This is a genomic window from Acidithiobacillus sp. HP-11 (genome assembly GCF_015100075.1).
Classification (GTDB): Bacteria; Pseudomonadota; Gammaproteobacteria; order Acidithiobacillales; family Acidithiobacillaceae; genus Acidithiobacillus; species Acidithiobacillus thiooxidans.
The window spans coordinates 46,518-72,777 of record NZ_JACKYY010000010.1 but is presented as its reverse complement, the minus strand read 5'-3'; the positions used below and the strand labels follow the sequence as shown (position 1 = coordinate 72,777).

Genomic DNA, 26,260 nt, shown 5'->3' with positions numbered 1-26,260 from the left:
GGTGGGCTCGGAGATGTGTATAAGCGRCWGGATTACAGATGAAGCTCTCTCCAGCCATTTTCTGGGACTTTGGCCCCATCTCTGCCAACCCCCTCATAAATCATTCACTCAGATGCTCATGCGTATGGTGGCGTAGCATGCGGCGACTTATTCCTCATGAAAATCGGTGAAACTTCAGTTTTGAAATAAGTCTGTTTAATAATTCAGACCTCTTTTTTGAGAAAAATGCAAGACCCACAAGAATTGATCCTATCGCGTTTAAATAAAATTCAAGAGTCATTAAATTATTTCCTTTATGTTGTCTTTTGCGGTAATTTATGGGCTGTTTTAAAAACGAAGCGCAGTAGTTTAATAAACAAGACAAATGGGGTCATTGTGTCTCATATTCGTGTTGCCAAAACGATCCTATCCTATTGTTTCTGGATTGTTTCCGTTTGCGACAAACCATCAGACAAAACAGTGAACTTCTCCATTTTCAGGTCGAACACGAGCTCAGCTATTCTAGCCGAGTCCTACGTCCGCTAACAGTCTGGACCGGCCCTTCGGGTAATATTCACCCCAGCATCTTCGCCAGGTCCTCAGCTCTCAAGTGAGTATAGCGTTTCAGCATCTGCAAGGTCTTGTGCCCTGTGATGGCCGCCACCTGCATGGGATTCAAGCCCTTCTCGAAGAAACGACTGGTGGCCTCGTGGCGGAGGTCGTGAAAGCGTAGGTCCTCGATACCTGCTCGGTGGCAGGCGCGAGCAAAGGCTTGTGTGATGCTATCTGCCCTGACACCCCACACCTCACCATCCATGCGGCGGGGTAGGGCATCTAGTACGGCCAAGGCGCGACTGGACAGCGGTACTCGGCGCGGATCGCCAGTTTTGGAATCTGGCACTGAAAGCACATGTGTCCTCATATCTACATGCCGCCAGAGCATTGCGGCAATCTCGCCTCGACGCATGCCCGTTTCCAGGGCGAAGCGAATGATGGTGGGGAGAGGTTCACCATACTCTTGCGCAGCCGCCAACAGCCTTTTTTCCTCATCACCCACCAGTCGCCGATCTCGCGCATTGTTGGGCTTCTGCACGGACACCAAGGGCACAGGATTGACCAACCCGGCCAACCCCCATTCTTTGGTCGCCACAGTGAACAGATGGGAGAGCAAGGATAGACGACGCTTGATCGTGATGGGGCTGTAACCATCGGCCAGCATGGCATCCCGATACTTCGCAATGTCTTTGCCTTGGATAGCTGCCAGATACATGCGGGCCAAGGGGGATTCCTTGACCTTTCCGATGATGGAAACTTCCTGGACAGCACCCTTTTTGCGACTGGATACTTCTTTCGAGTAGCGATCCAGAGCTTCCGCCAGGGTAGTGTTCTCAGCCTCGCTCCGATTGCACCAGACGCCCCGGAGCATTTCACTCTCTGTGATCTTGGCCCAGGACTCGGCATCTCTCTTTGTGCGGAATGTCCGCGTCTGGGACGGAAACCCGCGTTTGCGAATGATGGCTTGCCAGCCAATCACGTTTTTATCCTGGTCTTCCCTGGGGTTGATGGTCGCCATGCTGCACCTCACGCTGCACCCTGTTTCAGGACTCAGTGCAGCATAATTGCAGCGAAAAAGCAACAAGGGGTTAGGCCGTTTAGCCTAACCCCTTGTTTTATTTGGTGGAGCGGAGGAGGATCGAACTCCCGACCTTCGCATTGCGAACGCGACGCTCTCCCAGCTGAGCTACCGCCCCATGAGCGCAAAGGATAAAGAGAAGCCTCGCGGAATGCAATGCTTGTAAACGGCTGGCAGGGCTAGGTGTCAGTTTTTGCTGCTCAGCAGCGCCCCACCACCATTACATCGCTACCAAACGGGAAGATTTTTGGCCTTAGTCCGGCTTCTTTTAAGGCGCTGGCGATTTCCTCAGGATGCAGGAAATGATTCCCTTGGACATGCTCGGTGAGATTCTGGTAAGCCATGCCCCGCAAGGGTGCTTCGCGCAGGCGACGATGATCATCTGGCCATGCGGGTTCCCAAATGACTACGGCGCCTTCTGCTTTGAGATTGCTACGCAGTTTGTCAAAAATGGCCCCACGTTTTTCCCAGACATGGTGAAGGGCACGATTCATGGCAATCAGATCTGCCGGTTCTGGCAGAGAAAACGCATGGATATCGCCCTCCGAAAAGTGCAGACGGTCACTAAGGCCCTCCTGTTGAGCTATTTCCTGCGCCTGCCGCACATTTTCCGCAAAACCATCCAGACCAAGGCCCCGCAAATGGTTGCAGCGCTGTGCCAGTGCCCGTAAATACCAGCCATTTCCGCAACCCAGATCCACAGCAAGACCACCCCGGGCATCTACTTCGGCAAATATGGGAACCTGCGGGCAGATTTTTTCTTCAAAAGTCTTGCGGAAATTGTTTTCCAGCATCAGCCCAAACCAGGGCAGAATGGTTTCCCGTTCCGCCAGTACTTTTTCACCCGGACGTTCGCCCGTGCGCATCAGTCCTGCGGCGCGTTCAGCCATATGTGCCGACAGGACCGAACCAATAGCTGTTGCCATGCGGCTACCCGGAGCCTCGGGGCGCATGCTGTCGCCATCTGCGCTGAGTTGCCACTGATCGTCGGAATTCAGTTCCAGCCAGCCAAAAGCATAAGCAGCATCGCACCAGCGGGTGACGTATCCTTCGTCCATGCCCGCTTGCTGAGCGAGATGTCGGGAATCAGCCTTCTGCAATTGGTGCAGGGCGCTGAACAGTCCATTGACGACACCTATGAAAGCAATATTCAGGGATTGTGCGCCCTGAGCCTGCTGCCTGAGTTCTTCCATGCTGCGTAAAGTCATATGCTCTCCTTGTCGCTCGATGCGTTAAATAAGGTATTTCAGGCCAACTACGGTCAGTAATCCCAGTGTTCCCAATAAAAAAGCGCGTTGGTTGATACGTAGGTGTAAACGATTACCCGCCCAGAGACCCAGCAAAACTGGCGGAATCAACATTAAAAAACCTATGGCCAGCTGCCAGGTCAACAGCGCCAGGGCTACATACATGAACCCGCGCAACACATTGTCTGTGAGCGCAATCCCCTGAAAAGTGGCGCGAAAAGCGCGTTTGTCCAGATGCCGCATTTGCAGGTAGGCGACGATAGGCGGTCCACCCCCACCGTAGAGGCTGCCCACGACTCCCCCAAATATTCCGAGCGGCGTGCCCCAGGGCAGACTGATGCGCGGCAGACGATCGGGCTTCATGGCAAGGGCGTACACCACGTAGGCGAGAATGAATACACCGAGGAATCGGGTCAGATTCTGGGCATTGGTATCAGCCAGTATGAAAGAACCGATTGCCAGACCAATGATGCTGCCGGGGATCAGCCAGCGTAACTCCGGCCAGCGCATTTCCCGAAAATCATAGGCACCTAGTAATACTGAACCGAGCAGATCCAAAAGCAATACGACTGGCACGACTTCCTTGATGGGAAAGATGAGCGTGAGCAAGGCCACGGAAATCAGCCCGGAACCAAATCCGATCACTGCCCGGACGTAAAAAGCCAGGAGAATAATGAATCCGGCGATGGCCCAGAGGAGGGGAAAGTGGATGAGGGTGGCATAAGAAAGGGACGCGTGTAAGTTCATACCGACCAGTCTATAAGTTTTGAGGAGTGTCTTCCAGTTGCTGGGAATGCTCCGCTTCCAAGCAACTGCGTACATATAGGCATTTCAGAAAAAATAGCCTAATATGAAACTATCCTGAGAAATTGCTTTAACCTTGCATCCCGTTAATGGGGAGGGCTAACCCATGCTGCCGCATCCTTCTGCAAATACTGCACCGATCACGTATCGTTCCTACAGGCTTCATTTAGGGTTCCTGGGCCTGTTTATACTGGGATGGACGCTCATTTTGGGTATTCCTACTTCCCGCGCCGATACCAACAGCAGCGGCCTGCCGCCCATTGATGCCCGCGCCTATATTCTGATGAATGCGCAAACCGGTGCCATCATCGCCGCTAAAAATGCTTACCAACCCTATGCAATTGCCAGTATTACCAAGCTCATGACCTTGTATCTGCTGTTCAAGGACATTCACACCGGTGGATTGCATTTGCACCAGGAGTTTGTACCCTGCCAGGCAGCATTGGAAACCGGTGGTTCCAGCATGTTCATGCATCCCGGATTGCGCTTTTCAGTAGCCCAGATGATTTTGGGGATGACAGTTCCTTCGGGAAACGACGCTGCTGTGGAAGCTGCGCATCTGGTGGCCGGCAGCGTCCCGGCTTTCGTGCGTGAAATGAACCAGACGGCGCGTAAAATCGGTATGTTATCGACAACCTACTATGATCCGGACGGCCTTCCCCATCCCAATAACACCGCCAGTCCTTATGATATTGCTATTCTCACCAGGCGAATCATGACGGATTTTCCGCAGTACATGCATTTTTTCAATCATGAGAATTTCACTTACGCAGGCATTACCAGTCCCAATCCTAACTTGCTGGTAGGTCGTGTGCCTTTCATCACCGGCATGAAAAGCGGTTATACCGACGCTGCTGGTCATTGCCTGGTGGCTACGGGCACCCAAAATGGGGTGCAACTCATTGCCGTGATTCTGGGCGTCCCTTCATTTACCGATGAAAACCGTGGTTTCTGGAAAGCCTCCTGGCAAAGTCTCAAATTGCTCGACTGGGGTTTTGCCAGAACGCTCTGGCTGCCTGCCGTACCCCATCTGGAAAAAACCTCGGCACCCTGAAACGGCGGTGGGCCGGGAAGCTTTGCCGCGACTTTTGTTTCGAGCCGTTGTTGTTCTTGGTGAAATCCTGCGCCCGTCAGGAGAGCTGTCTGAGCCCGCAGGGCGAGTTCTCTCCTGACAGCAGGATGAGCCGTAGAACAACAGGCAACGGACGTTGGCGCAAAAAGCTTCCCGGCCCACCACCGGTTTCAGGGTTACTCCTGTACGGGTGGCGGAGTATTTTCTCCCTTTTCTGGAGCTGGCTTCTTGAGAAATAAAATCAGCGGAATCATCACCAGAAAACCGTAAAATACCAGCACAAATGCATCGAGGGTGCCGCGCATGTTGGCCTGATTATACAGAACAACATTACCCAGAATCTGCCAGGTAGTCGGATTCTGGGTCATCCCAGCCGCTGCCAGATATTGGTGAAACGCCGGATTGAAGGGGTTGATGAACTTACTCATCTGGTTCCAGCCCACTTGTGTTTCCTGGCTCATGACGGTAGACACAATAGCGATGCCGACACTGCCACCGAGGGTTCTCATCAAATTGAAAATTCCCGACCCCTCTGCCTGCTGTGATTTCTTGAGGGTTGTAAAAGCCAGGGTAAACAGGGGAATGGTCACCAGACCAAAACCTATGCCGCGAATAAAGCTGGGCCAGATCACCCAGTCTATATTGATATTGAGGTCGTACAATGTGGTGAGATAAGTTCCAAAAGCGCCAATTACAATACCGACCAGCACAATATCGCGGGGATTGATGCCCTTGCCGAGTAGACGGCCAGCCAGCATCATCGCCAGCATTGCGCCGATTCCTTGAGGCGCCATAGCCAGTCCGGCCGTAAAGGCCTCATAGTGCATCAAGGTCTCCAGCATGATGGGCAAAATCACCATGGTGCCAAACAGGGCGAGACCGAATATACCGATTCCCATGCTGCCAATAGCCAGATTGCGGTCTTTGAGGAGCCGCAAGTCGACAACCGGATGCTTGACACTCAGGGAACGCCACACAAAAAAGAGCAGCCCGAGGATGGTAATCAAAGTCAGGATGATGATGGTTTGTGAACTGAACCAGTCATCCTGATCCCCGAGGCTGAGAATGCCTTGCAGAGACCCCAAACCCAGGGCCATCAGCGCAAATCCAGTCCAGTCCACGGGCCGGGGGTTGGCGCTTTTGCCGCCGTCCGGCACGCTTTGCATCAGTAAAAAGGCGAGAATCCCAAAGGGAATGTTGACGTAAAACACCCAGCGCCAACTGAGCGTGTCCGTCAGATAACCACCCAGAGTCGGTCCAAGAATCGGTCCCAGCATGATGCCCATACCGAGAATCGCCATGGCCTGACCGCGTTTATTGGCCGGATAGGCTCCGAGCATGATGGTTTGCCCGACAGGTGCCAGGGACGCCCCGAAAATGCCCTGAAGAAAGCGCCAGAGGACAATCTCGGTAAGACTGTGGGATTGTCCGCATAGAGCCGAAGAAATCACGAATCCCACCACACTCCAAAGCATGATGTTGCGTTGTCCGTAACGTTCCACCAGAAGGCCGGTAAGGGGGAGTACAATGACGTTGGCCACCATATAAGCGGTGAGCACCCAGGTGATCTGATCACTATTAGCCTGCAGGGAGCCACGCATATAGGTCAGTGCCACATTGACAATGGTGAGATCCAGAACCTGCATCACTACTGCAAGCATGACCGCCACGGTGATGACCAGACGGGATGTAGACTGCTCTTGCGCCACCAGTTGGGCTCCTTGATGGGGAATGATAATCTGTCAGATACCGACCGTTCGGTCAGTATAGAGAGGAACATGCTTGCTCGCAAGAGCAGCTGATAGAGCGGTTAAGCAGCAGGGAAGACCTCAAAACCGGGCGCAGGGCTGTTTTGATATACGCCGTTGTTCAGACCAAAAAAAACCGGCCATAAAGGGCCGGTTGTGGAGGATAAAAATGATCAGGCGGCACGGGGAACCGCCAGATCCCGCAGATCCTGATTGTTCATGAATGCCTGGTGCAGTTCTTCATCAGAAACGTTGGCAAAGCAGTAACCGGCTTCTTCCAGTTGGTAAACCAGCGCAATCAATTCAAATTCCTGTTCCATTTCCATGACCGTTCTCCATCAGTAAATAAGGTATAACTAACATACACAGATATTATGGGCCTGTCAATATCATAAATATCTAATATAGTCGGTTCAGGGTTTTAGAAGCCTTTCTTCGTCCGGGCTCAGCCAGCGCCACTGTCCACTGGACAGACTGCCCAAAAGCAGATCTCCTACAGCTACTCGAATCAGGCGTAACACTTCTGCATCGGCGCCTTGCAGCAGGCGACGAATCTGCCGGTTACGCCCTTCCTGAAGGACAATTTCCAGCCATTGGGTTTTTCCTCCGCAGCGCAGCTCACGAATTTGCATGGGCAGGCATGGCTTGCCGTCCAGGCTGGAGTGCTGGGCAATGTGCCGAAAAACTTCGGCAGGAAGAGGAGGGCGGATTTGCACGTGGTAGGTTTTGCTGACGTGCTGATCAGGATTCAGCAGAATCTGGGCCCATTCTGGATCGTTACTGAATAACAATAACCCGGAGCTGGCCTGATCCAGACGTCCTATGGGTGCCAGCCAATGGTCGGAGGGCAGTAAATCATAAACGGTGGGCCGTCCTCTTTCATCGGCGCGGGTACTGACAACGCCCCGGGGTTTATTCAGCATCAGCACCTTGCGAGCCTGTCCGGTCAGGCGTTGTCCCGCCACGGAAATCCGGGCATCGCGAAGTGAAAAACGGGCTTCCGGCTCGTAAATGATCTGCCCGTTGACGGTTACCTTGCCGGCCCGAATCCAATCGGCGGCCATGCTCCGCGAGCACAGTCCTGCTTTGGACAGGAGTCTTGCCAATTCATGGCGAATTTCTCCCGGTCTGGTGTCACTTGGGTTTAGTGAAAGCTTTGAGCTATGCTTGTGAGGATATTTCATCGTTAAAGGATCTCAAGATGGCACATGAAACAATGCACGAGCCTTTGGAGTCGCTGTCCAGTGATACGCTGGACATTCATCGGGCGATATCCTCGCTGATGGAAGAATTTGAGGCGGTAGACTGGTACCAGCAGCGCGCGGATGCCTGCAATGATCTCCAGCTCAAAAAAGTGCTGGAACACAATCGGGATGAAGAAATTGAGCACGCGGCCATGGTTCTGGAGTGGTTGCGCCGTAAAATGCCGCGTCTGGATAAAGAGTTGCGTGAATATTTGTTCAAGGACGGTTCCATTACCGGTCATGAAGCTGAGGCGATGGGTCGGGAATAGTATCGCCCATTCAGGGAATGAAGCGGGCACACAATTCATTGTAAAAGTTCATTCCCCGGGCGGTGGGCTGGATTATTTCGGTATCGTCATACAGTAAACCCTCGCGGCGGGCACGGCGAATCTGTGGTTCAATCAGCAGACTGTCCAGGCCGGTGCATTCAGTAAACAGACGGTTTGAAAAACCTTCGGTCAGCCGCAGGGCATTCAGCATGAATTCAAAGGGGCGTTCTGCTGGTGGAACCGGGGTGTATTCTCCCAGGGTTTCCATATTACTGAGCGCGTCGATCATGTAGCTCTCGGGTCGGCTGGGTTTGCGGCTACGCCAGATGCCTTCCGCCTGGGTGATTTTGCCATGAGCCCCGGCGCCAATTCCCAGATAGTCTCCATATAGCCAGTAATTGCGGTTATGCTGGCATTGTTGTCCGGGGCGGGCGTGCGCGGAGATTTCGTAGCGAGCCAAACCGTGATGGTCCAGTTCACTGCGCAAAATATTTTCCATATCCGCCGCGGTATCCTCGTCAGGGAGATGGGCTGGAGGATGGCTGGCGAAGGGAGTGCCCGCTTCCAGGGTGAGCTGGTAAAGGGATAAATGGGGAGGCTGATATTGTAAGGCCGCGTCCAGGTCTGCCAGGGCTTCAGCCGTGCTCTGGCCGGGCAGGGCAAACATGAGATCCAGATTAAAGCTGGCAAATTGCGCAGCAATGGCTTTTTCTACGGCCCGATGGGCGGCAGATGCATCATGAATGCGTCCCAGGCGTTGCAGGTGCACATTATTGAAAGACTGGATCCCCAGAGACAGACGCGTAACCCCGGCCGCACGAAAATCGGCAAATGCTGCGGCTTCAATGGCACCGGGATTAGCCTCCAGGGTCACCTCCATGGCAGACAGGGGTTGCAGGCGGGCCCGGATGTCGGAAAGCAGCTGGTTGATGATTTCCGGTGGAAACAGGCTGGGAGTGCCTCCGCCAATGAAAATACTGTGCAGACGTCGTCCCCAGATGCGTGGCAGTTCCCGATCCAGATCAGCAATCAGGGCGCGGGCATAACGCTCTGCAGGAATATGGTCTGCCGCATGTGAATTGAAGTCACAATAAGGACACTTGGCTTTACACCAAGGCAGATGTACATATAGTGAGAACGTGGAGGATGGTTTCAGGCTGGGATTCATGAATACTCGTGAGAGGAACAGCATAGTGACGGATACGCATACAATACCCCTATTTTTACTCCGAACCGTACTTTTTCCCAAGGCCTTAGTCGGATTGAGAGTGTTTGAACCCCGTTATCTGGACATGGTCAGCAGCTCCCTGCGCCATGATCATGGTTTTGGAATTTGTTTGACGCACTCTCGGGGAGATGGTCATGCGGAGCCGGAACGGGTAGGAACACTGGCGCGAATAGTGGATTGGGGGGGTGAGCCAGGGATTCTGGAAATTCAGGTGGAGGGGCAGCGACGCTTCAGCATTCAGGACTGGCATTATGAGGGGGCTCTGGCTATGGCCTCGGTGCACTACTGGGCGGAGGAGCCGGTAGTGCCCATGCGCCGGGAAGACGATACCCTGCGCGCCATTTTGAAGGAGTTGCTGGGTGAAGAAGCGGCCCGGGACCTGGATGCCAGTACTGCAGGTATGGTGCTTGCTCAGGCACTACCGGCTTCTCCAGAGGAAAAGCAGGATCTGCTTCTGCTGCAGGACCCCCTCGAAAGATTGCAGCGCATTCATCACCTGCTGCAGCGGCGTAGTGGAGCCTAGTGCTTGCCCTTGCCGTAAATGTAGGTAGAAAAATCCGTATAATTCTGGGAAAGATTACGAAACAGGTGATCCAGACTGATGATAGCCTGTTCCAGAATGTTGACCGTGATATAAGGTTTCTCTACTTTCAGGCGCTGATAACGGGCGCGAGTCAGGACCAGAACCTGGGTGTCTTCGCTTTTGGCGAGAATGCGAGCGCTACGTGGTTGCCGGTCAAAAAAAGACATTTCTCCAGCCATTTCTCCTTCCTTGACCCGCACGACCTCCATTTCATCACCATCGGCGGTATGGTGAATGATGGCCATTTCTCCTTTGACGCAGAAAAATAGGGCTTCACCCAACGTGCCCCATTCGGCAATGACCTGATCGGCGCGAAACTGGGCATGGGTCACGTATTCCGCCAGAGTCTGAATTTCGGCAATGGTGAGTGACTGAGCCAGATGGTGCTGCTTCAGAAATTGGGTGATTTCGACATGCGCGGTGGCAGACATGAGGCGCTCCTCGTTCCTGGGGGGTACGAATGCATTATAGGGGGTTATGGTGAAAGAAGGACAGGTCTACAATGCGCCCATCCTTCATCATGATGAGTATCCGCAAATGAATCGACCCAGTGGAAGAATGGCAGACGCTCTGCGCCCGATAGAAATCACCCGCAATTTCACCAAACACGCCGAAGGCTCCGTACTGATGGCCTGCGGGGATACCAAGGTGTTATGTACCGCTAGTATTGAAGAAAAGGTTCCGCCTTTTTTGCGTGGGGCGGGGAAGGGATGGGTGACTGCAGAGTACAGTATGTTGCCCAGAGCGACTCAGGATCGGATGCAGCGTGAATCGGCCAAGGGAAAAATCTCGGGTCGGACCCATGAAATTCAGCGGCTGATCGGGCGTAGCCTGCGTGCAGCCGTTGACTTGCAGGCCTTGGGTGAGCGCACTATCTGGGTAGATTGCGATGTTTTGCAGGCGGATGGCGGCACCCGAACGGCCAGCATCACGGGTGCCTGTCTGGCGGTAGCCGATGCTCTGCAGGCCCTGCGCCAAAACGGAAAAGTGCAGGGTAATCCGTTGCGCGACTGGGTGGCTGCCATTTCCGTCGGGATGTATCAGGGACAGGCCGTGCTGGATTTGGACTATGCCGAAGATAGTCACGCAGAAGTGGACATGAATGTGGTCATGACGGGTGCTGGCGCTTTTGTAGAAGTGCAGGGTACCGCTGAAGGCGCAGTTTTCAGTGATCAGGAAATGGCCGCCATGCTGGCGCTGGCGCGGCAGGGCATTCGCGATCTGATTGCCCGTCAACGTGAGGAAATTCCTGAGGCTTTGCCTTGAAGCCCATCCTGCTGGCCAGTAGTAATGCCGGTAAAATCCGGGAAATGCGGACACTGCTTAACGCGCACGGCTACACAGTCTATGGGCAGGACGAGCAAGGTATTCAGGGTGCTGAAGAAAGTGGCCGCACATTTGTCGAGAATGCCTTGCTGAAGGCCCGTCATGCTGCGGCCATCTCAGGGATAGCGTCTCTTGCGGAAGACTCAGGCCTTTGCGTGCCAGCCCTGCAAGGTGCACCGGGACTGTTTTCGGCACGTTATGCCGGTGTCGGCGCAACAGATGCCGAGAATAATCAGCGCTTACTTGAGCAGATGCGTGCTTTAACCGGATCATCGCGTGTAGCCTATTATATTGCCTGCATGGTCTTTATGGAGTCAGCCGACGATCCTGCCCCCATTGTGGCTCAGGGATTCTGGATGGGAACCATTGGTAAAACGCTTCAGGGAGAAGGGGGTTTTGGCTACGATCCGTTATTCCGGCCGCTGGGTGGTGCGCGTAGTGCGGCTGAATGGGCACTGGCAGAAAAAAATCAGGTGAGTCATCGCGCCCATGCTCTGCGGCGTCTTTTGGCTATGCTGCAGGAACGTCAGGCACCCCAGCCGCTATCAGAAAGTGATTGACGCAGTCGGGTCAGGGCTCTGACCTGCAACTGGCGGACGGCCTCACGGCTGACGCCCATACGTTCGGCCACGGCTTCCAGCGTCATGGGCGCATCTCCATGGATGCCGTAGCGGAAGATCATCACTTCCCGTTGCTTTTCATTCAGTTCCGCCAGATGCTCCCGGAGTGCCTTGCAGATGGACTCACGGTCGTAGTCCATGTCGGGGCTGGCGGTATCGCCTGGTACCTGTTCAACCCGACTGGGGCCATCGGTAAATTCTTCATCCAGCGAGCAGACGCGAATGTCGGCAAAATCCAGAGCGCGCATGGTACTTTCACGCACCCCCAGGGCTTCCCGGCGTTGCTCGCGCCGGGCGTCTTCTGTTGATTCGCTTTCATCTTCACCACGCTGCAGGTAAGCATGCAGCGATTTTGCCAGATAGTCCGGCAGTCGGATGAAGCGGGAACGGATGAGCGCACGTTGCATGGCTTCCCGAATCCACCAGGTGGCATAGCTGGAAAAACGGGTACCAAGACCTTCACGGAAGCGATCTGCGGCACGCAGTAAACCCATGTAGCCTTCCTGAAGCAAATCTTCCTGACTGAGACCCTTGTTTCGGTAAGTCCGGGCAACCGCTCTGACTAAAGGCATGTGCGCAGAAATCAGGGTGGCTCTGGCGCAGTCATCTCCCTGACGCAGACGGCGGATGAGTTGCAGTTCCTGATCCTGAGTGAGAAAGGGACTGCTCTGATCGCCTTCTATAAAATCAGTCAGAGGGGGCGGGTCAATAGCCGGCGCGACATCGGGTAATGCTTCGTTTAATTCTCTCACTTCCGTTCGCATGGGCATCCCCTAGAATCAAAGACCACAATCACTCTAACATTGTAATCTAATATTCTATATCTAAAAGAGTTTTTATCATTTCCTATATTAGCATTCTTTTTGATCATCCTGTCAAGCAGATGCAACTATAGTTTTGTGTTTTTTACAACGACTGCTGAGCGTGGTTTCTTTTTGACTCGCGCCGTTGATCTGCCTATACTCTGCCCCTTTCTCGCTAAGCTTTTATTTTTGATGAGGTCAGAAACCTTCTATGCCAACTGTTCGTGTTAAAGAAAATGAACCTTTCGAAGTGGCGCTGCGGCGCTTCAAACGCTCCTGTGAAAAAGCCGGAGTCCTGACGGAAGTACGTCGTCGCGAGTTTTATGAAAAGCCCACCGAAGAGCGCAAGCGCAAGGCTGCTGCTGCGCGCAAGCGGGCTTTGAAGCGGATGCGTCGTCAGTCCATGCGTTTGGTTCGGATGTACTGAAGCATGTCTTTACGCGAACGTCTTCAGGAGGACATGAAGGCGGCGATGCGCGCTCGTGAGTCTGATCGTCTTACCACTATTCGCATGCTCCAGGCAGCGATCAAGCAACGTGAGGTGGACGATCGCCGCGAGTTGGATGATACCGAGGTTCTAAGTATCGCCGAAAAACTGATCAAGCAAAGAAAAGATTCTGCCAGTCAGTTCAGAGCGGGAAATCGCCCGGATCTTGCCGATAAGGAAGAAGCAGAAATTGTCATCCTTTCCGCTTATCTCCCCGAGCCCCTGAGTATGGAAGCCATTGATGCCCTGATCGCAGAAGCGGTTTCAAACACTGCCGCCAGCGGTCCCAAAGATATGGGTAAGGTGTTGAACAGCCTGAAACCGCAATTGCTGGGTCGGGCTGATATGGCGCTGGTTGCGGAAAAAGTAAAGGCGCGCCTGAATAACGGATGAAAGACGCTGTGGCAGGGGCGGCTCCCTGGCAGGACAGCTTTTCCAGAGCCCTCGATCTGGAAGATATTCGTGCCGCCTGGCTGGCCAAATGTGCCCATGAATATGGGCAGCATTATGTGGAAAACCTCCATCCCTGGGTAGGCCTTGCTGAAATTCAGCAGCGCCTTAATATGGCGCTTTTGCTGGCGGAACGATCTGTTGCTGGCTTTTCGCTGCCCATCCACATTTTCCCGGACGTTCGTTCCCTGCTGGACCTGCTTGAGCGCCCCGGCGCCATTCTGAGCGGCCGCGAGTTGCAGCAGATAACCCGGGTTTTGCATGGCCAGAAGCACTATGCCTCGGCCTTGCGGGAAGTCAACGACACGCTGACGGAATGGGCAACAGACCTGGAGCCTTCACTATCGCTGCTGCGGCATCTGCAGCAGGCCCTGGATGATGAAGGCGAACTTCTGGATGCTGCCAGTGCTGAATTAAGCGCCATTCGCCGGCAGTTGCGCCAGGGGCGCGCTGAAATACAACGCTTTTTGCAGGGATTTTTACGTAATCCCGATTGGCAGGATTACTGGCAGGATCAGCTGATTGTCCAGCGGAATGACCGCTATGTATTGCCCCTGAAAACCAGCCACAAAGGCCGTATCAAGGTTATTGTCCATGATCGTTCGGCGAGTGGTGAAACCCTTTTTGTGGAGCCCTTAACGGCGGTAGACCTGAATAACCAGTTGGTGCAGGACCGCCAGGCCGAACGTCTGGAGCAGGAAAAGGTGCTACGGGCCTTAAGTGCGGCCGTAAGCCAGCAAGTGCCGTCCATGCGCCGCGCCTTAAAGTACATTGGACGGCTGGACGGAGTTCGCGCCGCCCTGGAACTGGGCAAGGATTTTCACGGTACGCTGGTTCAGGTGGATAATCGCCCGGCCTTTGATCTGCACAATTTACGTCATCCCCTGCTGTGTATGCAGCATCCGGGTCAGGTGGTTGGTAATCCTCTGGCTTTGGGCGAAAGTAATCATCAACTGGTCATTACCGGACCCAATACGGGTGGCAAAACGGCACTGCTCAAGGCCCTGGGGTTGAACCATCTGATGGCTTATTTAGGCATGCCGGTGGCTGCTGAAGGTCGTCTGGGATATTTTCGGCAAGGCTTTGCGGTTATCGGTGACGCTCAGGATATTCATACGGACCTGTCTACTTTTTCGGCACAGGTGAGTCGCTTGCGCAGGGTGCTGGAGCAGGCTGATCAACACAGCCTGGTACTGTTGGATGAGCTGGGTAATGGTACGGATCCCCGCGAAGGGGGTGCCCTGGCCCAGGCCGTGGCCGAGGCGCTCCTGTCGGTTCAAGCCTGTGCGGTGCTCACCAGTCATCAGGAAATCATGAAACGTTATGCCCTCAGCCGCGCTGGCGTAGCTTTGGCCGGTATGGGCTTTGACGCAGAACGTCTTGCCCCGACCTATCGTCTGCAATGGGGAGTAGGTGGTGCCAGTCAAGGGTTGACTATCGCGCGACGTGTCGGGATGCCTGAAGCGCTGGTACAGCGCGCCGAGGCCTTGTACGCGGATGATCGCGAGGACTGGGAACGCTGGGAAGCACAACGGGAAGGCCTGTTGCGCGCCGCACAACAGGCAATGGATGAAGCGGCGCAGGCGCGCATGGAAGCTGACAAATCGGTGAAACGTTTGCAGCGTGAACTGGATGCGGCACGTCAGGATCGGGAGCGGGCCGCTGAACAGGCTCGCAATGAGTGGACACAATTGCTGCAGAATGCGCGCAGTGAAGTGCGTAAAACCATCGCTGCGCTCAAATCTGGACGGGATACCCAGGCGGCCAGTGCGGCACTGGAACAGTTGGGTACGCCTTTTCAGATGGCCGAAGCCGTGTCAGTTGATTTGCCCGCAGTCGGCAGCAAAGGCTTGTTTCTGCCCCTGCGCCAGGTTACCCAGATTGTCCGTGTCGATGCTGCCCGGCAACGTCTGCAAATTCAGTTGCGCGGCAAGCAGGTGTGGATTCCCCTGGAGCAGTTCCGCGCGGATTCCGCACTGGAAATACCCAAGGAAAAAGGGAGTACTCAGTATGCTTCACCAGAAAACCATCCGTGGCGTCTCGATCTGCGTGGTCAGCTGCGCGAAGATGCCTGGCAGGCTTTGTGCCGCCATGTGGATGGCGCCATGGCTTCCGGTCGCCAGCACATTGAGGTGCTGCATGGTAAAGGCAATGGCGTCCTGGCTGAAATGGTCAGGGAATTTGCCCATCAGGATCCGCGCATCATCCAGTGGCGTATGGCCCGTCCCGAGCAGGGGGGTGGCGGTGTTAGTGAGTTGGAGCTACGCTGAAACATGGTCAAATTTTCTCCCGCATTCATAGATGCGCTCCTCGAACGGACCGATTTGATCCGTCTGGTGGAGGGTCGTGTTCCCCTGAAGAAAAAAGGCAAGGATTTTTGGGCCTGCTGTCCTTTTCATCAGGAAAAAAGTCCCTCATTTTCAGTGAGTCAGGAAAAACAGATTTACTATTGTTTTGGATGTCATGCCCATGGTAACGCCATCGGGTTTCTGATGGCCCATGATCGTCTTTCCTTCCCTGAGGCGGTAGCCTTGCTGGCGGAAGATGCCGGGGTGGCCTTACCTGAAGAGGCTGTTGGTCAGTCTGTTCAGGAAGATCTCCGCCCTTTTCGGCAGATTCTGGACAAGGCGGTCAGCCTGTACCGTGATGCACTGGTAAAAAATCCGGCGGCCCAGCAGTACTGGCAGAGCCGGGGTCTCCATCCGGAAATCATTACCCGCTTTGAATTGGGTTATGCTCCTCCTGCCGCGAATTTTCTGAGTCAGCAACTGGGTAAGGATGAAAATACCCGACGCGCACTGATTGGTGCAGGGTTGGTGAGTAGCCGCGAGGACCATTCTGTTTATGATCGTTTTCGGGACAGGGTCATTTTTCCGATTCGTGATGGTCGCGGCCATCTGGTCGGATTGGGGGGACGCAGTCTCGATGGCCGGGAGCCCAAGTATCTGAACTCTCCCGAAGGTCCGCTGTACCATAAGGGGCAGGTGCTTTACGGCCTGCATCAGGCCCGGGATGGCCTGCGTCGAATGAATCGTGCCGTGCTGGTGGAAGGCTATCTGGATGTCATCACCCTGCATCAGGCCGGACTGGATTATGCCGTTGCCGCCAGTGGTACGGCACTCGGGGAAAGTCAGCTACAGATGCTGTTTCGTGCGGCTGCAGAGATTTTGCTGTGCTTTGATGGGGATGCTGCCGGCCGTAAGGCGGCCTGGCGGGCGGTGCAAATGGCGCCTGAATTGTTGCGCGAGGGGCGTCTGCTGCGGGTACTGTTTTTGCCGGATGGCCAGGACCCGGATTCGCTGGTGCGCGAGCAGGGCGCAGCAGCGCTGGAAGCTTTATTCCCGACGGCCCAGCCGGCCATCGATTTTTTTCTCGATGAACTGCAGCGTCGCCATAATATTGCCGCAGAAGATGAAAAAGCCCAGTTTCTGCGGGAAGCGCGGGAATTTTTACAGCGTATAAATGATGCCACTTTGCGGGAAGTTTATCTCCATAAACTCCAGGAGTTATGTGGTCTGACCTTTGCCATACCTTCCAAAACGCGTCGTCGGGATGCTCGAGTTACAGCGTCAGCGCAACCGTCGCGGAGCAAAGACGGGCCCTCCCTCTTCAAGAACGCGATGCGCCTGCTCTTGAATCATCCTGATGACCCTGTCTGGCAGCAACTGGAAAAGGATCTGCTCCCTTTTGCGTCTGACCCCATTGCAAAAAAACTCGATGCTACCCTTGATATTTTGGCAAACATGACCCATTTAAGTTCTCACGAGCTTTTGGCGAGACTGGCTGGCACTGACTTGGCAGAGTTTTGTTATGCCCTGGTCATGTCCGAGGCGGATGAGAGCCAGGGGGGCGCATTGTTGCGCAATGAAATACCTGAATGTGTGCACAGGGTAAATCGGCGCCTGAGCACCGCCCGGGGGGACTATATAGCACTTACGGCAGATCGCTCGGGATTGGGCGCGCTGACAGAGCAGGAACGCACCGAGATCGTGTTGTTGACCAGACGTGGTCGCCACAAGCGTCCCGAATCCTGAAGGGTCCAGACAAAAAGGATGGATGAATGCTGTCAATGAATTTAGCTTTTCATCCTGGTGGTTTTTCTTATATAATATGCGGCTTTCCGCGAGTGCAGGATGGTTATGAGAGACGGTGAGAGTGTAGTGGACAATGAGTCTCAGCGGTCTGAGCTGAAGCGTCTGATCGCGCGCGGAAAAGAGCAGGGATACCTGACCTACGGGGAGATTAACGATCATCTGCCTGAAGAAGTTTTTGATCCTGAGCAGATGGAAAATGTCATTTCCATGATTAATGACATGGGCATCGAAGTTTTTGAAGAAGCGCCGGATGGCGATACTCTTCTGGATGGTGAAGGTAATGTCGGCGTGGCTGCCCAGGAAGCCGAAGAAGCTGCTGAGGAAGCCCTGGCTGTCGTCGAAGCGGATATTGGCCGTACCAGTGACCCGGTACGTATGTACATGCGTGAGATGGGCACGGTTGAGCTTTTAACCCGGGAAGGCGAAATTGAAATAGCCCGCCGCATTGAAGATGGTCTGATGCAGGTTTTGCGTGCGGTTTCCACCTGCCCGACCACCATCTCGCTGTTGCTGGATGCTGCTGATCGGGTTGAGCGCGGAGAAACGCGCCTGGATGAAGTGGTGGATGCATTTATTGATCCCAATGCTCTGGATGCAGAAGCTGTCAGTGAAGACGAAGAGTCTGTTTTGCTGGAAGGCGAAGAGCCTGAAGACACGGATGATGAAGATGAAGAAGGTGAAGAAGGCACTCTTGAAGCGGATAAGGGTCCCCAGCTGGAAGAAGCCCTGGAGCGCTTTGCCGTCATTCGCGAAGCCTATCTGAATCTGCTTGCCAGTCATGCCGAAGGTGAAATGCATGACGAAAGCTATCAGGAAAAAAGACGCGAGCTGGCAGAACGCTTTCTGGAAATCAAGCTGAATGGTCGCCAGATTGATGTGATGGCCGATGCCTTGCGGGCTTTAACTGACGGCGTGCGCCAATGTGAGCGTGAGCTCATGGAGATTTGTATTGAGCGGGCGCGTTTTCCCCGGAAGGAATTTGTGCGCAGTTATCCGGGTCATGAAAGTGATCTGGGCTGGATAGACCAACAGATTAATGGTGGCTTTACTTATAGCGCGCGGTTAGTGGAATATCGGGATGATATTCTCGCCATCATGAAGCGTCTGGCAGACATTGAAAAACGGGCGGGCTTGCCGGTTGCAGAAATCAAGGAAGCCAGCCGTTTGATGTCTATTGGTGAGGCAAAAGCCCGGCGGGCCAAAAAAGAAATGGTCGAAGCCAACCTGCGTCTGGTCATTTCCATTGCCAAGAAGTACACCAATCGTGGTCTGCAATTTCTGGATTTGATTCAGGAAGGCAATATCGGCTTGATGAAAGCGGTGGACAAGTTTGAATACCGGCGTGGCTACAAGTTTTCTACCTACGCTACATGGTGGATTAGACAGGCCATTACCCGCAGTATTGCCGATCAGGCGCGCACCATTCGTATTCCGGTGCACATGATTGAAACCATCAACAAGCTGAACCGGATTAGTCGGCAAATGCTGCAGGAAATGGGTCGTGAGCCATCACCGGAAGAGCTGGCAGAGCGCATGGAAATGCCCGAGGACAAGATTCGCAAGGTGCTGAAAATTGCCAAGGAACCGATTTCCATGGAAACTCCCATTGGTGACGACGAAGACTCCCATCTGGGTGACTTTATTGAAGATCGTAATGTCACAGCGCCGGCCGAATCAGCAGTCAACGCGGCTATTCGCGAGGTTGTCGAAGAACTTCTGGACAATGGTCTGACAGCCCGAGAGGCCAAAGTGTTGCGTATGCGCTTTGGAATCGGCATGAACACGGATCACACCCTTGAAGAAGTGGGTAAACAGTTTGATGTGACCCGTGAGCGTATCCGTCAGATTGAAGCCAAGGCGCTGCGGAAGCTGCGCCATCCTTCCCGCTCTGAGCGTTTAAAGAGTTTTGTGGACGGAGAAGTCACCATTCCTTCCTGAAGGGTAAATGTGGTAAAAATGCGGGCGCGAGAGCGATTTCGCGCCCTCTCTTCAGGGCCTGTAGCTCAGTTGGTTAGAGCAGGGGACTCATAATCCCTTGGTCCACGGTTCGAGTCCGTGCGGGCCCACCAATTAAATCAAGCAGTTATAAATTAGTCATTGACAATCCTCTACTCATCAGACGCAAATTCGGTACCATGCTGAATCTGTAACTAAGTCTTATTCTTACGACCACAGTTGTCAAAAAACCGGCAGGAACTTGAACGGGTGTGATTCGGATGCTTTCAGCATTTTGTTGAGTTTGCAGCGGTCTTGCGTTTTTCTGCGTACTGTATAAAAATACAGAATCCTATGTACACATTCTGGAGTCATGGCATGGATAAACTGACGCCGCGTCAGGCCGAGATTCTGGCCTGGATTCGCGCTCGGATGCTGGAAGACAATTTGCCACCCACGCGTGCGGAATTGATGAAAGCCTTTGACTTTCGTTCACCCAATGCGGCGGAAACCCATTTGCGCATGTTGGCGCGCAAAGGTTATCTGGAACTGCAAAATGGTACCGCACGGGGGATTCGCCTGCACGAAGATTTGGGCGCGACCATGGGCTTGCCTTTGGTGGGTCGGGTAGCCGCCGGGCAACCGATGCTGGCTGAGGAGTTTCGCGAGGGGCAGTTGCCGGTGGACCCTAAACTATTTTCGCCGGGGGCTGATTATTTGTTGAGGGTGCAGGGTATGAGTATGCGCGATGCGGGTATTCTGGATGGCGATATTCTGGCGGTGCGCCATGAGGCTGGCTTTACGCCGCAAAATGGCCAGATTGTCGTGGCTCGAGTCAACGGAGAGGTTACGGTCAAGCGTTGGCAACGAAAGCAGGGCAAAGTCAGCCTGTTACCCGAAAATCCGGATTTTTCTCCCATTGAGGTGGACTTGTCCCGTGATGATTTGCTGATTGAAGGGCAGGTTGTAGGCCTGCTGCGGATTGGTAACCGCCTCTAAAAAATCCATTACTGGAACCATCTCCGGCGTTGAAGGTCTTCTTTCAAGAGCTTGCCGCGTGTATCAATGGTTTTTCGGTTCTTGTCGTTTCTGGTCTTGATGCGCTCAGCGGTTTACAATCATACGTTATCACTTTTTTCAGAATTTACAGGATTAACATTCATACATGGACAAATCATCTATCGCTCTGGCAGTGGGTCTTCTAATTATTGGCGGCTTAACGGGGGCAGTTATCGAACGCTTTGCCATTAATCCTGATTCCGCCACGAGCAGCAGTCCGTTGAGTCTGAATGGCGCCAAGAAGCTGCTGAATGATGTTACCCATGGCCAGGCCAGTGCTGAAAAGGTTTTTCCTGGGCCTGGTGGTTTGACGGGTATTGAAGTCAGTATGGAAGGTCATCCGACCATTGCTTATGCGACGGCAGATGGACAATATCTGGTGGCCGGACCGGTGCTCAATCAGCAAGGTCAGGATGCCGCCCATGCTGACATGATCAAGCTGGGGCTCATTCCCAAACCGGCATCGGCTGCGGTTTTGGCCGAAAAAGCCGCGCATGCAGACAGTTTTGTGCTGGGAAACAAGGGGCCGGAACTCACGGCTTTTGTGGACCCTAACTGCATTTACTGTCACAAGTTTTACGAAGAAGCCAAACCGCTTATTGCCGCAGGTAAATTGCGTGTCCGCTATGTGGTCGTGGCTTTCCTGAAGCCCAGCAGCGCCGGTAAAGCGGCGGCTATTTTGGGGGCCAGTGACCCTGCTACCGCCATGGCGGAAAATGAAAAAGGCTTTGATGAGGCAACGGAAGAGGGCGGTATTACTCCTGCTAAAAATCCTTCGCCCGCGACCCTGGCTGCGGTAGAAAACAATACCAAGCTGCTGAGTGAAAGCGGAGAAGTGGCGACCCCGACCCTTATTTACTGTAATGCCCAGAATCAGGCCGTTCTGGCACATGGTTTGGATCGCTCCAGTCTGGCCGATTTTGTTGATCATATCAGCAGCCTGGAAAATGGAGCTTGCCATTGATGATTGCTCAAGATAATAACGCGGTTATTCATCGCGAAGATTATCAGCCGCCCCTCTATCGGATTACCGAGGTCGCGCTGAATGTTCATCTGGACCCGGAAAATACCGAAGTGGAGGCCTGCCTGCATTTTCAGAGACTGGTTTCAGAGCCGGTAGCCGAGTTGCACCTGGACGGCGAATCCCTCGAATTGCTGAGTGTTTTACAAGATGGTCAGCCCCTGGCGGAAAATTTGTTTCGTTCTGATGCGACGGGTTTGACCCTGTTGAACCCAGAGCCGGAGTTTGTGTTGGAAACCCGGGTTCGGATTCACCCCGCTGCCAATTTGACCCTGTCCGGTTTGTATTTTGCCGGTGGACAGTTTTTGACGCAATGCGAGGCGGAGGGTTTCCGCCGGATTACCTATTATCTGGATCGTCCGGATTGTCTGGCCAAATTTACGGTGACTTTGCACGCTTCCCGAAAAACCTGTCCGGTGCTGCTGGCCAATGGCAACTGCATTGCCCAGGGAGATGAAGACAACAATTGGCATTGGGCGCGCTGGGAAGATCCTTATCCCAAGCCCGCGTACTTATTTGCCATGGTGGCCGGTGATCTGGCCGTACAGCGCGATGTTTTTGTGACGCAATCCGGTCGGTCGGTGACGCTGGAAATTTATGTGGCTGAAAGGGATCTTGGATCTTGCGATCAAGCCATGGAAAGCCTGAAGCGGGCCATGCGCTGGGATGAAGAGGTTTACGGGCGCGAATATGATCTGGATCGCTACATGATTGTGGCGACCGACAGCTTCAACATGGGCGCCATGGAAAACAAGGGCCTCAACATTTTCAACTCCAAATATGTGCTGGCCAGTCCTGAAACCGCCACCGATACGGATTATCAGGGCGTTGAATCGGTTATCGCCCATGAATATTTTCATAACTGGACGGGTAACCGGGTAACCTTGCGGGACTGGTTTCAACTGAGCCTCAAAGAAGGTTTGACGGTATTTCGGGATCAGGAATTCAGTGCCGACATGAACTCACGCGGGGTGCAACGGATTGGCGATGTGCGCCGCCTGCGCTCCGCCCAGTTTCCTGAAGATGCTGGCCCGCTGGCGCATCCGGTGCGTCCCGATGCCTATTCGGAAATTAATAATTTTTACACGGCGACGGTGTATGAAAAGGGCGCGGAACTGGTGCGTATGATCCACACCTTGCTGGGCAAGGAAGGCTTTCGGCGCGGCACGGATTTGTATTTTGAGCGACATGATGGTCATGCGGTGACCATTGAAGATTTTGTGGCAGCCATGGAAGAGGCCAACCACTACGATCTTTCCGGTTTTCGGCGTTGGTATTCCCAGGCCGGAACACCACAAGTAAAGGCAGAAGGAAGTTATGATCCCGCGAGTCGTTCCTACACGCTGACCTTGCAGCAGTCCACTCCCGCCACGCCCGGACAGTCAAACAAGGAGCCGGTACCTGTTCCGGTGCGTATGGCTTTGCTGAACACCCGGGGAGATAAAGCGGTTCTGGATAAAACAGGCGCAACCGAAAAAGTAATTTTATTGGAGCAGGCCAGTCAAAGCTGGACTTTTGAGGGCTTGCCCGATCCGGTAATCCCCTCCCTGTTGCGGGGTTTTTCCGCGCCGGTGCGGCTGGATATTGCTCTCGATGATCAGGCCCGCAGTTTTCTGGCCGGTGTCGATGATGACCCTTTCAATCGCTGGGAGAGCACCCAGGAGTTGGCCCTCAAATCTTTGCTGGAAGGGGTAGAAAATCATAAGAAACTTGAGGTGTTGCCTGCTGCCCTCAAGCAGGCGCTGTCTGCCACATTGAAACAAAGCCAGATGGACCCGGCTTTTCGCGCGGAGTTGCTGACTTTGCCCAGTGAGGATTATATCGGTGAAAAGATGCAGGTCATTGCGGTGGATGCCATTCATCAAGCGCGGGAGACCCTGCTCGATACAATTGGTGCACATTTTCATGATGAATGGTTAGGTCTTTATCAAGATCTTGCCGGCGCTTATGAGCGGGAAGGGGCTTCCATTGGTCGTCGCCGTCTTCGTAACATGGCATTGAGTTATCTGATTCATAGTGACCACAGTCGTCACGAGGACATGACCCTGCATGCGCGTCAGCAATATGTGCAGGCCGATAACATGACAGACCGTCTGGCGGCTTTTCAATTGCTGGTGCAGCATCCCAAACATGATGCTGAAGACATCCTTCTGGATTTTTATCAGAAATGGCAGGATTATCCGCTGGTAATCGACAAATGGTTCGCTATTCAGGCCATGGCACCGCGTCCCGATACCTTGCGTCATGTGCAGCATCTTTTGGTGCATCCGGCTTTTGACTGGAAAGTGCCCAATAGGGTGCGTGCGGTGTTGGGTGCTTTTTCCATGAATCCGACCTTATTTCATGCGGCTGATGGATCAGGTTATGCTTTTTTTGCCGAGCAAATCCGTAGGCTGGATGATATCAACCCGCAAACCGCCGCTCGCCTGGCCACACCACTCAGCCGTTGGCAACGTTATGACAAGGTCCGCCAGCAAGGCATGATGAATGCCCTGCAACTGTTGGCAGCAAAAACCAACCTGTCCCGCGATCTGGCCGAGGTCATCCAGCGGTCGTATCCTACCGCTTAGCTATCCCATGGCCGGGCCGTGGATTCCAGTCTCAACCAGAATTTCTGGAATTTTTTACGCTGTCGGGCCTCGCGGCCCTGCAGGAACCCCAATAACGCGCCTGCCTGAAAAGCCACACCTGCTTTAAGATTGTTGGTCAGGGGATTCAGATATTGGCCTGCCATGTCCGCATCGTGGATTTCTCCAGCAATACCCTGCAGAGTCGCCAGTAATTTCAGTAATGCTTTGCTATCTTTTCCGGGCCATAGCGGCGCCAGGGTGATCATCACATAACGGGTATTTTTGATACGGATACGCAGGCTGTGTAAGGCTTCGGGATGATCCAGCAGCATTTTGCCGGCAGCCATCAGTTTGCGGTCTTCGCGATGTAATTGGGTTTCGCTGAAATCCTGCAGGTTTTTGGCGTGGGTCAATGGATGTCGCATTAAACTGGCCCAGAGTTTGAGCAGGATGGCGACCAACTGCGGTAATTGTTCGGCTTGCTGAGGTGCTTGCGCGGATAAAATGCCCTGCAAGGGGGCGGGGTCCAGGGTCATGGTCGCGGCAATTTCGGTCCAGTATCCCAGCAGGGCTTCATAATCACGTTTTTGATTTTGCTGGTGAAACCATTCCTGAAGCGCGAGGCGGAAGGGTTGCAATAGATTGTCCGGGTCGAGCGCACGGCAAAAGCGCAAGGTTGCTCTGAGGCTGCGCACACTTTTGCGCAGGTCGTGAAAACTCTCCGGAGAAGTTTTAGCCCAGTGTTTGCGTGTGTCGTGAATAATTTGCTGGAGTTGCCAGGTTAGTATCTGGCTGAATGCGGTGCCGGCATTTTCCCGGCGGTGCAGGGGCCATGCCGTGTCGCGCGGTTTTTCATCGGAAACCAGTCCGGCCAGGCGCAAACCGCGAAACAATTTGCTTTCCTGGTCGGGAATCAGAGGAAGATCCTGACAGAGGGATGCGCCCATTTCGAGTACTGCTGCTGCATTCCCTTTGGCGAGTTCCAACTCCACCTCGCGGATAGATTCGCTCTGGCCTCTGGCCAGAATTTCCCCGCGATCAAGCGCTACAATGATTTCACTGCCATCGGTATGGGTAACCCTGCTCTCGTGGCGTTCGAAACGGGTTTCCAGGATGACCTGCAAGTCCAGTTCCGTGAAGGGTGCAAGCATGGCGGCGGCTTCACTATCGGTGAAGACGCTCAGGTCGGGCTGGTTACTAGCGACCGGAACATTCCACTCCGGACGTTGGTGCAGCCCGCCCGCTGATTGACCGCCGGCCTTGAGTGTGGCTATCCAGGCATCTTCTTCGCGGCGAACGCGGTAAGCCAGACGCGCACGTTGCAGGGCGCCATCACGACTATCAAAATAAAACGCATGAAGCTGAAGCGGAGGTTCTTTGCTGATGGCCAGTAGAGGATGTTCGGCAATACGTTTCCAGACTGGAGCCGTATCGTCCATAATCTGTAATTTAAGTTCCTCTTCCACCACCATCCTCCATGACAAAATTCAGTATGCGTACCCATTGCGGTAATTCATTGCGATTTTCTGCGGCACGCAGGTCGGCAATTCCAGCACCACATTGGGCGGCACGGACGTAAATCTGACTATCCCGCAAGGTCGCCACCACGGACAGATTCCATTCACTCAGGACACTTTGCAGATGCTGGGCACCCCGGGTACGTGCATTTACCCGATTGGCAATCACCCCCATCCGCACTTTACCTTTACGGTAGCGCTTGATTTCTTCAAGTTTTTGCAGAAAAAGCTGGCTGGCATCCAGATCAAAAAGAGAGGGACCGATGGGGACCAGCAGAACTTCTACTTCACCCAGCATGTCTTCAAGGCGTTTCTTTTTGAGCCCTGCAGGGGCATCCATGACCACATAGTCACTGGTGGGATAATCACGGAAGTCGCGTTCGGCATCTTCCACCACATTCAGCTTGGGGAGCAGGGGCGAGCGGCGCTTGACCCAGTGGGAAGACGACTGTTGGGGGTCCAGATCGGCAAGGAGAACCGTACCACGCAGCGCCAGAAGGCTGGCCAGATTGGTGGCTACAGTGGTTTTGCCTGCACCTCCCTTGCTGTTGAGGACCAGCGTTCTAATCAT

General features: G+C 53.8%; 24 protein-coding genes and 2 tRNA genes. 14 read left to right on the top strand and 12 right to left on the bottom strand.

Annotated elements, in window-relative coordinates; genetic code table 11:
* Positions 1-553 precede the first annotated feature (553 nt).
* The 4 genes from H7F08_RS04900 to H7F08_RS04885 all read right to left on the bottom strand — a co-directional run bounded on the left by H7F08_RS04900 (position 554) and on the right by H7F08_RS04885 (position 3,606).
* On the bottom strand, positions 554-1,552 hold the full coding sequence (locus H7F08_RS04900; protein ID WP_031572380.1) for a site-specific integrase: 999 nt from the start codon (positions 1,550-1,552) through the stop codon (positions 554-556).
* Between the two features lie 102 nt (positions 1,553-1,654).
* Positions 1,655-1,730: transfer RNA gene (locus tag H7F08_RS04895), tRNA-Ala, on the bottom strand.
* An 82-nt stretch (positions 1,731-1,812) separates the two neighbouring features.
* Positions 1,813-2,820 carry a class I SAM-dependent methyltransferase gene (locus H7F08_RS04890; protein ID WP_193640002.1) on the bottom strand — a complete coding sequence of 336 codons (1,008 nt, stop codon included), beginning with the start codon at positions 2,818-2,820 and terminating at the stop codon, positions 1,813-1,815.
* Positions 2,821-2,844: 24 nt separating this feature from the next.
* Positions 2,845-3,606 (bottom strand): sulfite exporter TauE/SafE family protein, encoded by a 762-nt coding sequence (locus H7F08_RS04885; RefSeq protein WP_024894224.1) that lies wholly within the window; start codon positions 3,604-3,606, stop codon positions 2,845-2,847.
* Between the two features lie 163 nt (positions 3,607-3,769).
* Here H7F08_RS04885 and H7F08_RS04880 point away from each other — a divergent pair, with 163 nt between their 5' ends.
* Positions 3,770-4,717, top strand: a complete 948-nt coding sequence (locus H7F08_RS04880; protein ID WP_193640001.1) for a D-alanyl-D-alanine carboxypeptidase family protein — start codon at positions 3,770-3,772, stop codon at positions 4,715-4,717.
* A 194-nt stretch (positions 4,718-4,911) separates the two neighbouring features.
* Here H7F08_RS04880 and H7F08_RS04875 read toward each other — a convergent pair whose 3' ends face one another.
* From H7F08_RS04875 to H7F08_RS04865, 3 genes are all read right to left on the bottom strand, one after another.
* Positions 4,912-6,444 (bottom strand): DHA2 family efflux MFS transporter permease subunit, encoded by a 1,533-nt coding sequence (locus H7F08_RS04875; RefSeq protein ID WP_193640000.1) that lies wholly within the window; start codon positions 6,442-6,444, stop codon positions 4,912-4,914.
* Between the two features lie 212 nt (positions 6,445-6,656).
* A complete protein-coding gene (locus H7F08_RS04870) occupies positions 6,657-6,809 on the bottom strand; it encodes a hypothetical protein (RefSeq protein ID WP_010643000.1) in 153 nt (50 codons plus the stop codon).
* A gap of 87 nt (positions 6,810-6,896) precedes the next feature.
* The gene (locus H7F08_RS04865) at positions 6,897-7,667 is read right to left on the bottom strand and encodes a pseudouridine synthase (protein WP_031572375.1); all 771 of its coding nucleotides are present in this window, start codon (positions 7,665-7,667) and stop codon (positions 6,897-6,899) included.
* A 17-nt stretch (positions 7,668-7,684) separates the two neighbouring features.
* On the opposite strand from H7F08_RS04865, the gene H7F08_RS04860 reads away from it, so the two are divergent.
* Complete coding sequence (locus tag H7F08_RS04860) at positions 7,685-7,996, top strand: encapsulin-associated ferritin-like protein (protein ID WP_010642997.1); 312 nt, start codon at positions 7,685-7,687, stop codon at positions 7,994-7,996.
* 10 nt (positions 7,997-8,006) lie between these two features.
* Here the strand turns inward: H7F08_RS04860 and hemW are convergent, their stop codons facing one another.
* Positions 8,007-9,164 (bottom strand): radical SAM family heme chaperone HemW, encoded by a 1,158-nt coding sequence (hemW, locus tag H7F08_RS04855; RefSeq protein WP_031572374.1) that lies wholly within the window; start codon positions 9,162-9,164, stop codon positions 8,007-8,009.
* A gap of 25 nt (positions 9,165-9,189) precedes the next feature.
* On the opposite strand from hemW, the gene H7F08_RS04850 reads away from it, so the two are divergent.
* Positions 9,190-9,747 carry an LON peptidase substrate-binding domain-containing protein gene (locus H7F08_RS04850; protein ID WP_031572373.1) on the top strand — a complete coding sequence of 186 codons (558 nt, stop codon included), beginning with the start codon at positions 9,190-9,192 and terminating at the stop codon, positions 9,745-9,747.
* Here the strand turns inward: H7F08_RS04850 and H7F08_RS04845 are convergent.
* Positions 9,744-10,238 carry a Crp/Fnr family transcriptional regulator gene (locus H7F08_RS04845; protein WP_024894218.1) on the bottom strand — a complete coding sequence of 165 codons (495 nt, stop codon included), beginning with the start codon at positions 10,236-10,238 and terminating at the stop codon, positions 9,744-9,746. The genes H7F08_RS04850 and H7F08_RS04845 overlap by 4 nt on opposite strands.
* 106 nt (positions 10,239-10,344) lie before the next feature.
* Here H7F08_RS04845 and rph point away from each other — a divergent pair, with 106 nt between their 5' ends.
* Positions 10,345-11,073, top strand: coding sequence for a ribonuclease PH (gene rph / locus H7F08_RS04840; RefSeq protein WP_193640003.1), 729 nt, complete (start codon positions 10,345-10,347; stop codon positions 11,071-11,073).
* On the top strand, positions 11,070-11,693 hold the full coding sequence (gene rdgB / locus H7F08_RS04835; protein ID WP_193639999.1) for an RdgB/HAM1 family non-canonical purine NTP pyrophosphatase: 624 nt from the start codon (positions 11,070-11,072) through the stop codon (positions 11,691-11,693). Before rph ends, rdgB begins: the two co-directional genes overlap by 4 nt.
* Here rdgB and H7F08_RS04830 read toward each other — a convergent pair.
* Complete coding sequence (locus tag H7F08_RS04830) at positions 11,660-12,517, bottom strand: RNA polymerase sigma factor RpoD/SigA (RefSeq protein ID WP_193639998.1); 858 nt, start codon at positions 12,515-12,517, stop codon at positions 11,660-11,662. The two genes, rdgB and H7F08_RS04830, sit on opposite strands and share 34 nt — an antisense overlap.
* 250 nt (positions 12,518-12,767) lie before the next feature.
* Here H7F08_RS04830 and rpsU point away from each other — a divergent pair, with 250 nt between their 5' ends.
* From rpsU to pepN, 9 genes are all read left to right on the top strand, one after another.
* A complete protein-coding gene (rpsU, locus tag H7F08_RS04825; protein ID WP_010636820.1) occupies positions 12,768-12,983 on the top strand; it encodes a 30S ribosomal protein S21 in 216 nt (71 codons plus the stop codon).
* Between the two features lie 3 nt (positions 12,984-12,986).
* The gene (locus tag H7F08_RS04820; RefSeq protein WP_031572369.1) at positions 12,987-13,436 is read left to right on the top strand and encodes a GatB/YqeY domain-containing protein; all 450 of its coding nucleotides are present in this window, start codon (positions 12,987-12,989) and stop codon (positions 13,434-13,436) included.
* Complete coding sequence (locus H7F08_RS04815; protein ID WP_193639997.1) at positions 13,433-15,763, top strand: endonuclease MutS2; 2,331 nt, start codon at positions 13,433-13,435, stop codon at positions 15,761-15,763. Before H7F08_RS04820 ends, H7F08_RS04815 begins: the two co-directional genes overlap by 4 nt.
* A 3-nt stretch (positions 15,764-15,766) precedes the next feature.
* Positions 15,767-17,527, top strand: a complete 1,761-nt coding sequence (dnaG, locus tag H7F08_RS04810; RefSeq protein ID WP_193639996.1) for a DNA primase — start codon at positions 15,767-15,769, stop codon at positions 17,525-17,527.
* A gap of 99 nt (positions 17,528-17,626) precedes the next feature.
* Positions 17,627-19,525 carry an RNA polymerase sigma factor RpoD gene (gene rpoD / locus H7F08_RS04805; protein ID WP_319025808.1) on the top strand — a complete coding sequence of 633 codons (1,899 nt, stop codon included), beginning with the start codon at positions 17,627-17,629 and terminating at the stop codon, positions 19,523-19,525.
* A 54-nt stretch (positions 19,526-19,579) separates the two neighbouring features.
* A tRNA-Ile gene (locus tag H7F08_RS04800) sits at positions 19,580-19,656 on the top strand.
* 244 nt (positions 19,657-19,900) lie between these two features.
* Complete coding sequence (gene lexA / locus H7F08_RS04795; RefSeq protein WP_142089755.1) at positions 19,901-20,521, top strand: transcriptional repressor LexA; 621 nt, start codon at positions 19,901-19,903, stop codon at positions 20,519-20,521.
* Between the two features lie 166 nt (positions 20,522-20,687).
* Entirely contained in the window at positions 20,688-21,545 is an 858-nt protein-coding gene (gene dsbG, locus H7F08_RS04790; RefSeq protein ID WP_142089757.1) for a thiol:disulfide interchange protein DsbG, read from the top strand.
* Entirely contained in the window at positions 21,545-24,172 is a 2,628-nt protein-coding gene (pepN, locus tag H7F08_RS04785; RefSeq protein ID WP_142089759.1) for an aminopeptidase N, read from the top strand. The genes dsbG and pepN overlap by 1 nt, the downstream gene beginning before the upstream one ends.
* Here pepN and H7F08_RS04780 read toward each other — a convergent pair.
* Both H7F08_RS04780 and H7F08_RS04775 read right to left on the bottom strand, forming a co-directional pair.
* Positions 24,169-25,644, bottom strand: a complete 1,476-nt coding sequence (locus H7F08_RS04780; RefSeq protein WP_193639995.1) for a CYTH and CHAD domain-containing protein — start codon at positions 25,642-25,644, stop codon at positions 24,169-24,171. The two genes, pepN and H7F08_RS04780, sit on opposite strands and share 4 nt — an antisense overlap.
* Positions 25,622-26,260 carry a ParA family protein gene (locus H7F08_RS04775; protein ID WP_010636811.1) on the bottom strand — a complete coding sequence of 213 codons (639 nt, stop codon included), beginning with the start codon at positions 26,258-26,260 and terminating at the stop codon, positions 25,622-25,624. Before H7F08_RS04775 ends, H7F08_RS04780 begins: the two co-directional genes overlap by 23 nt.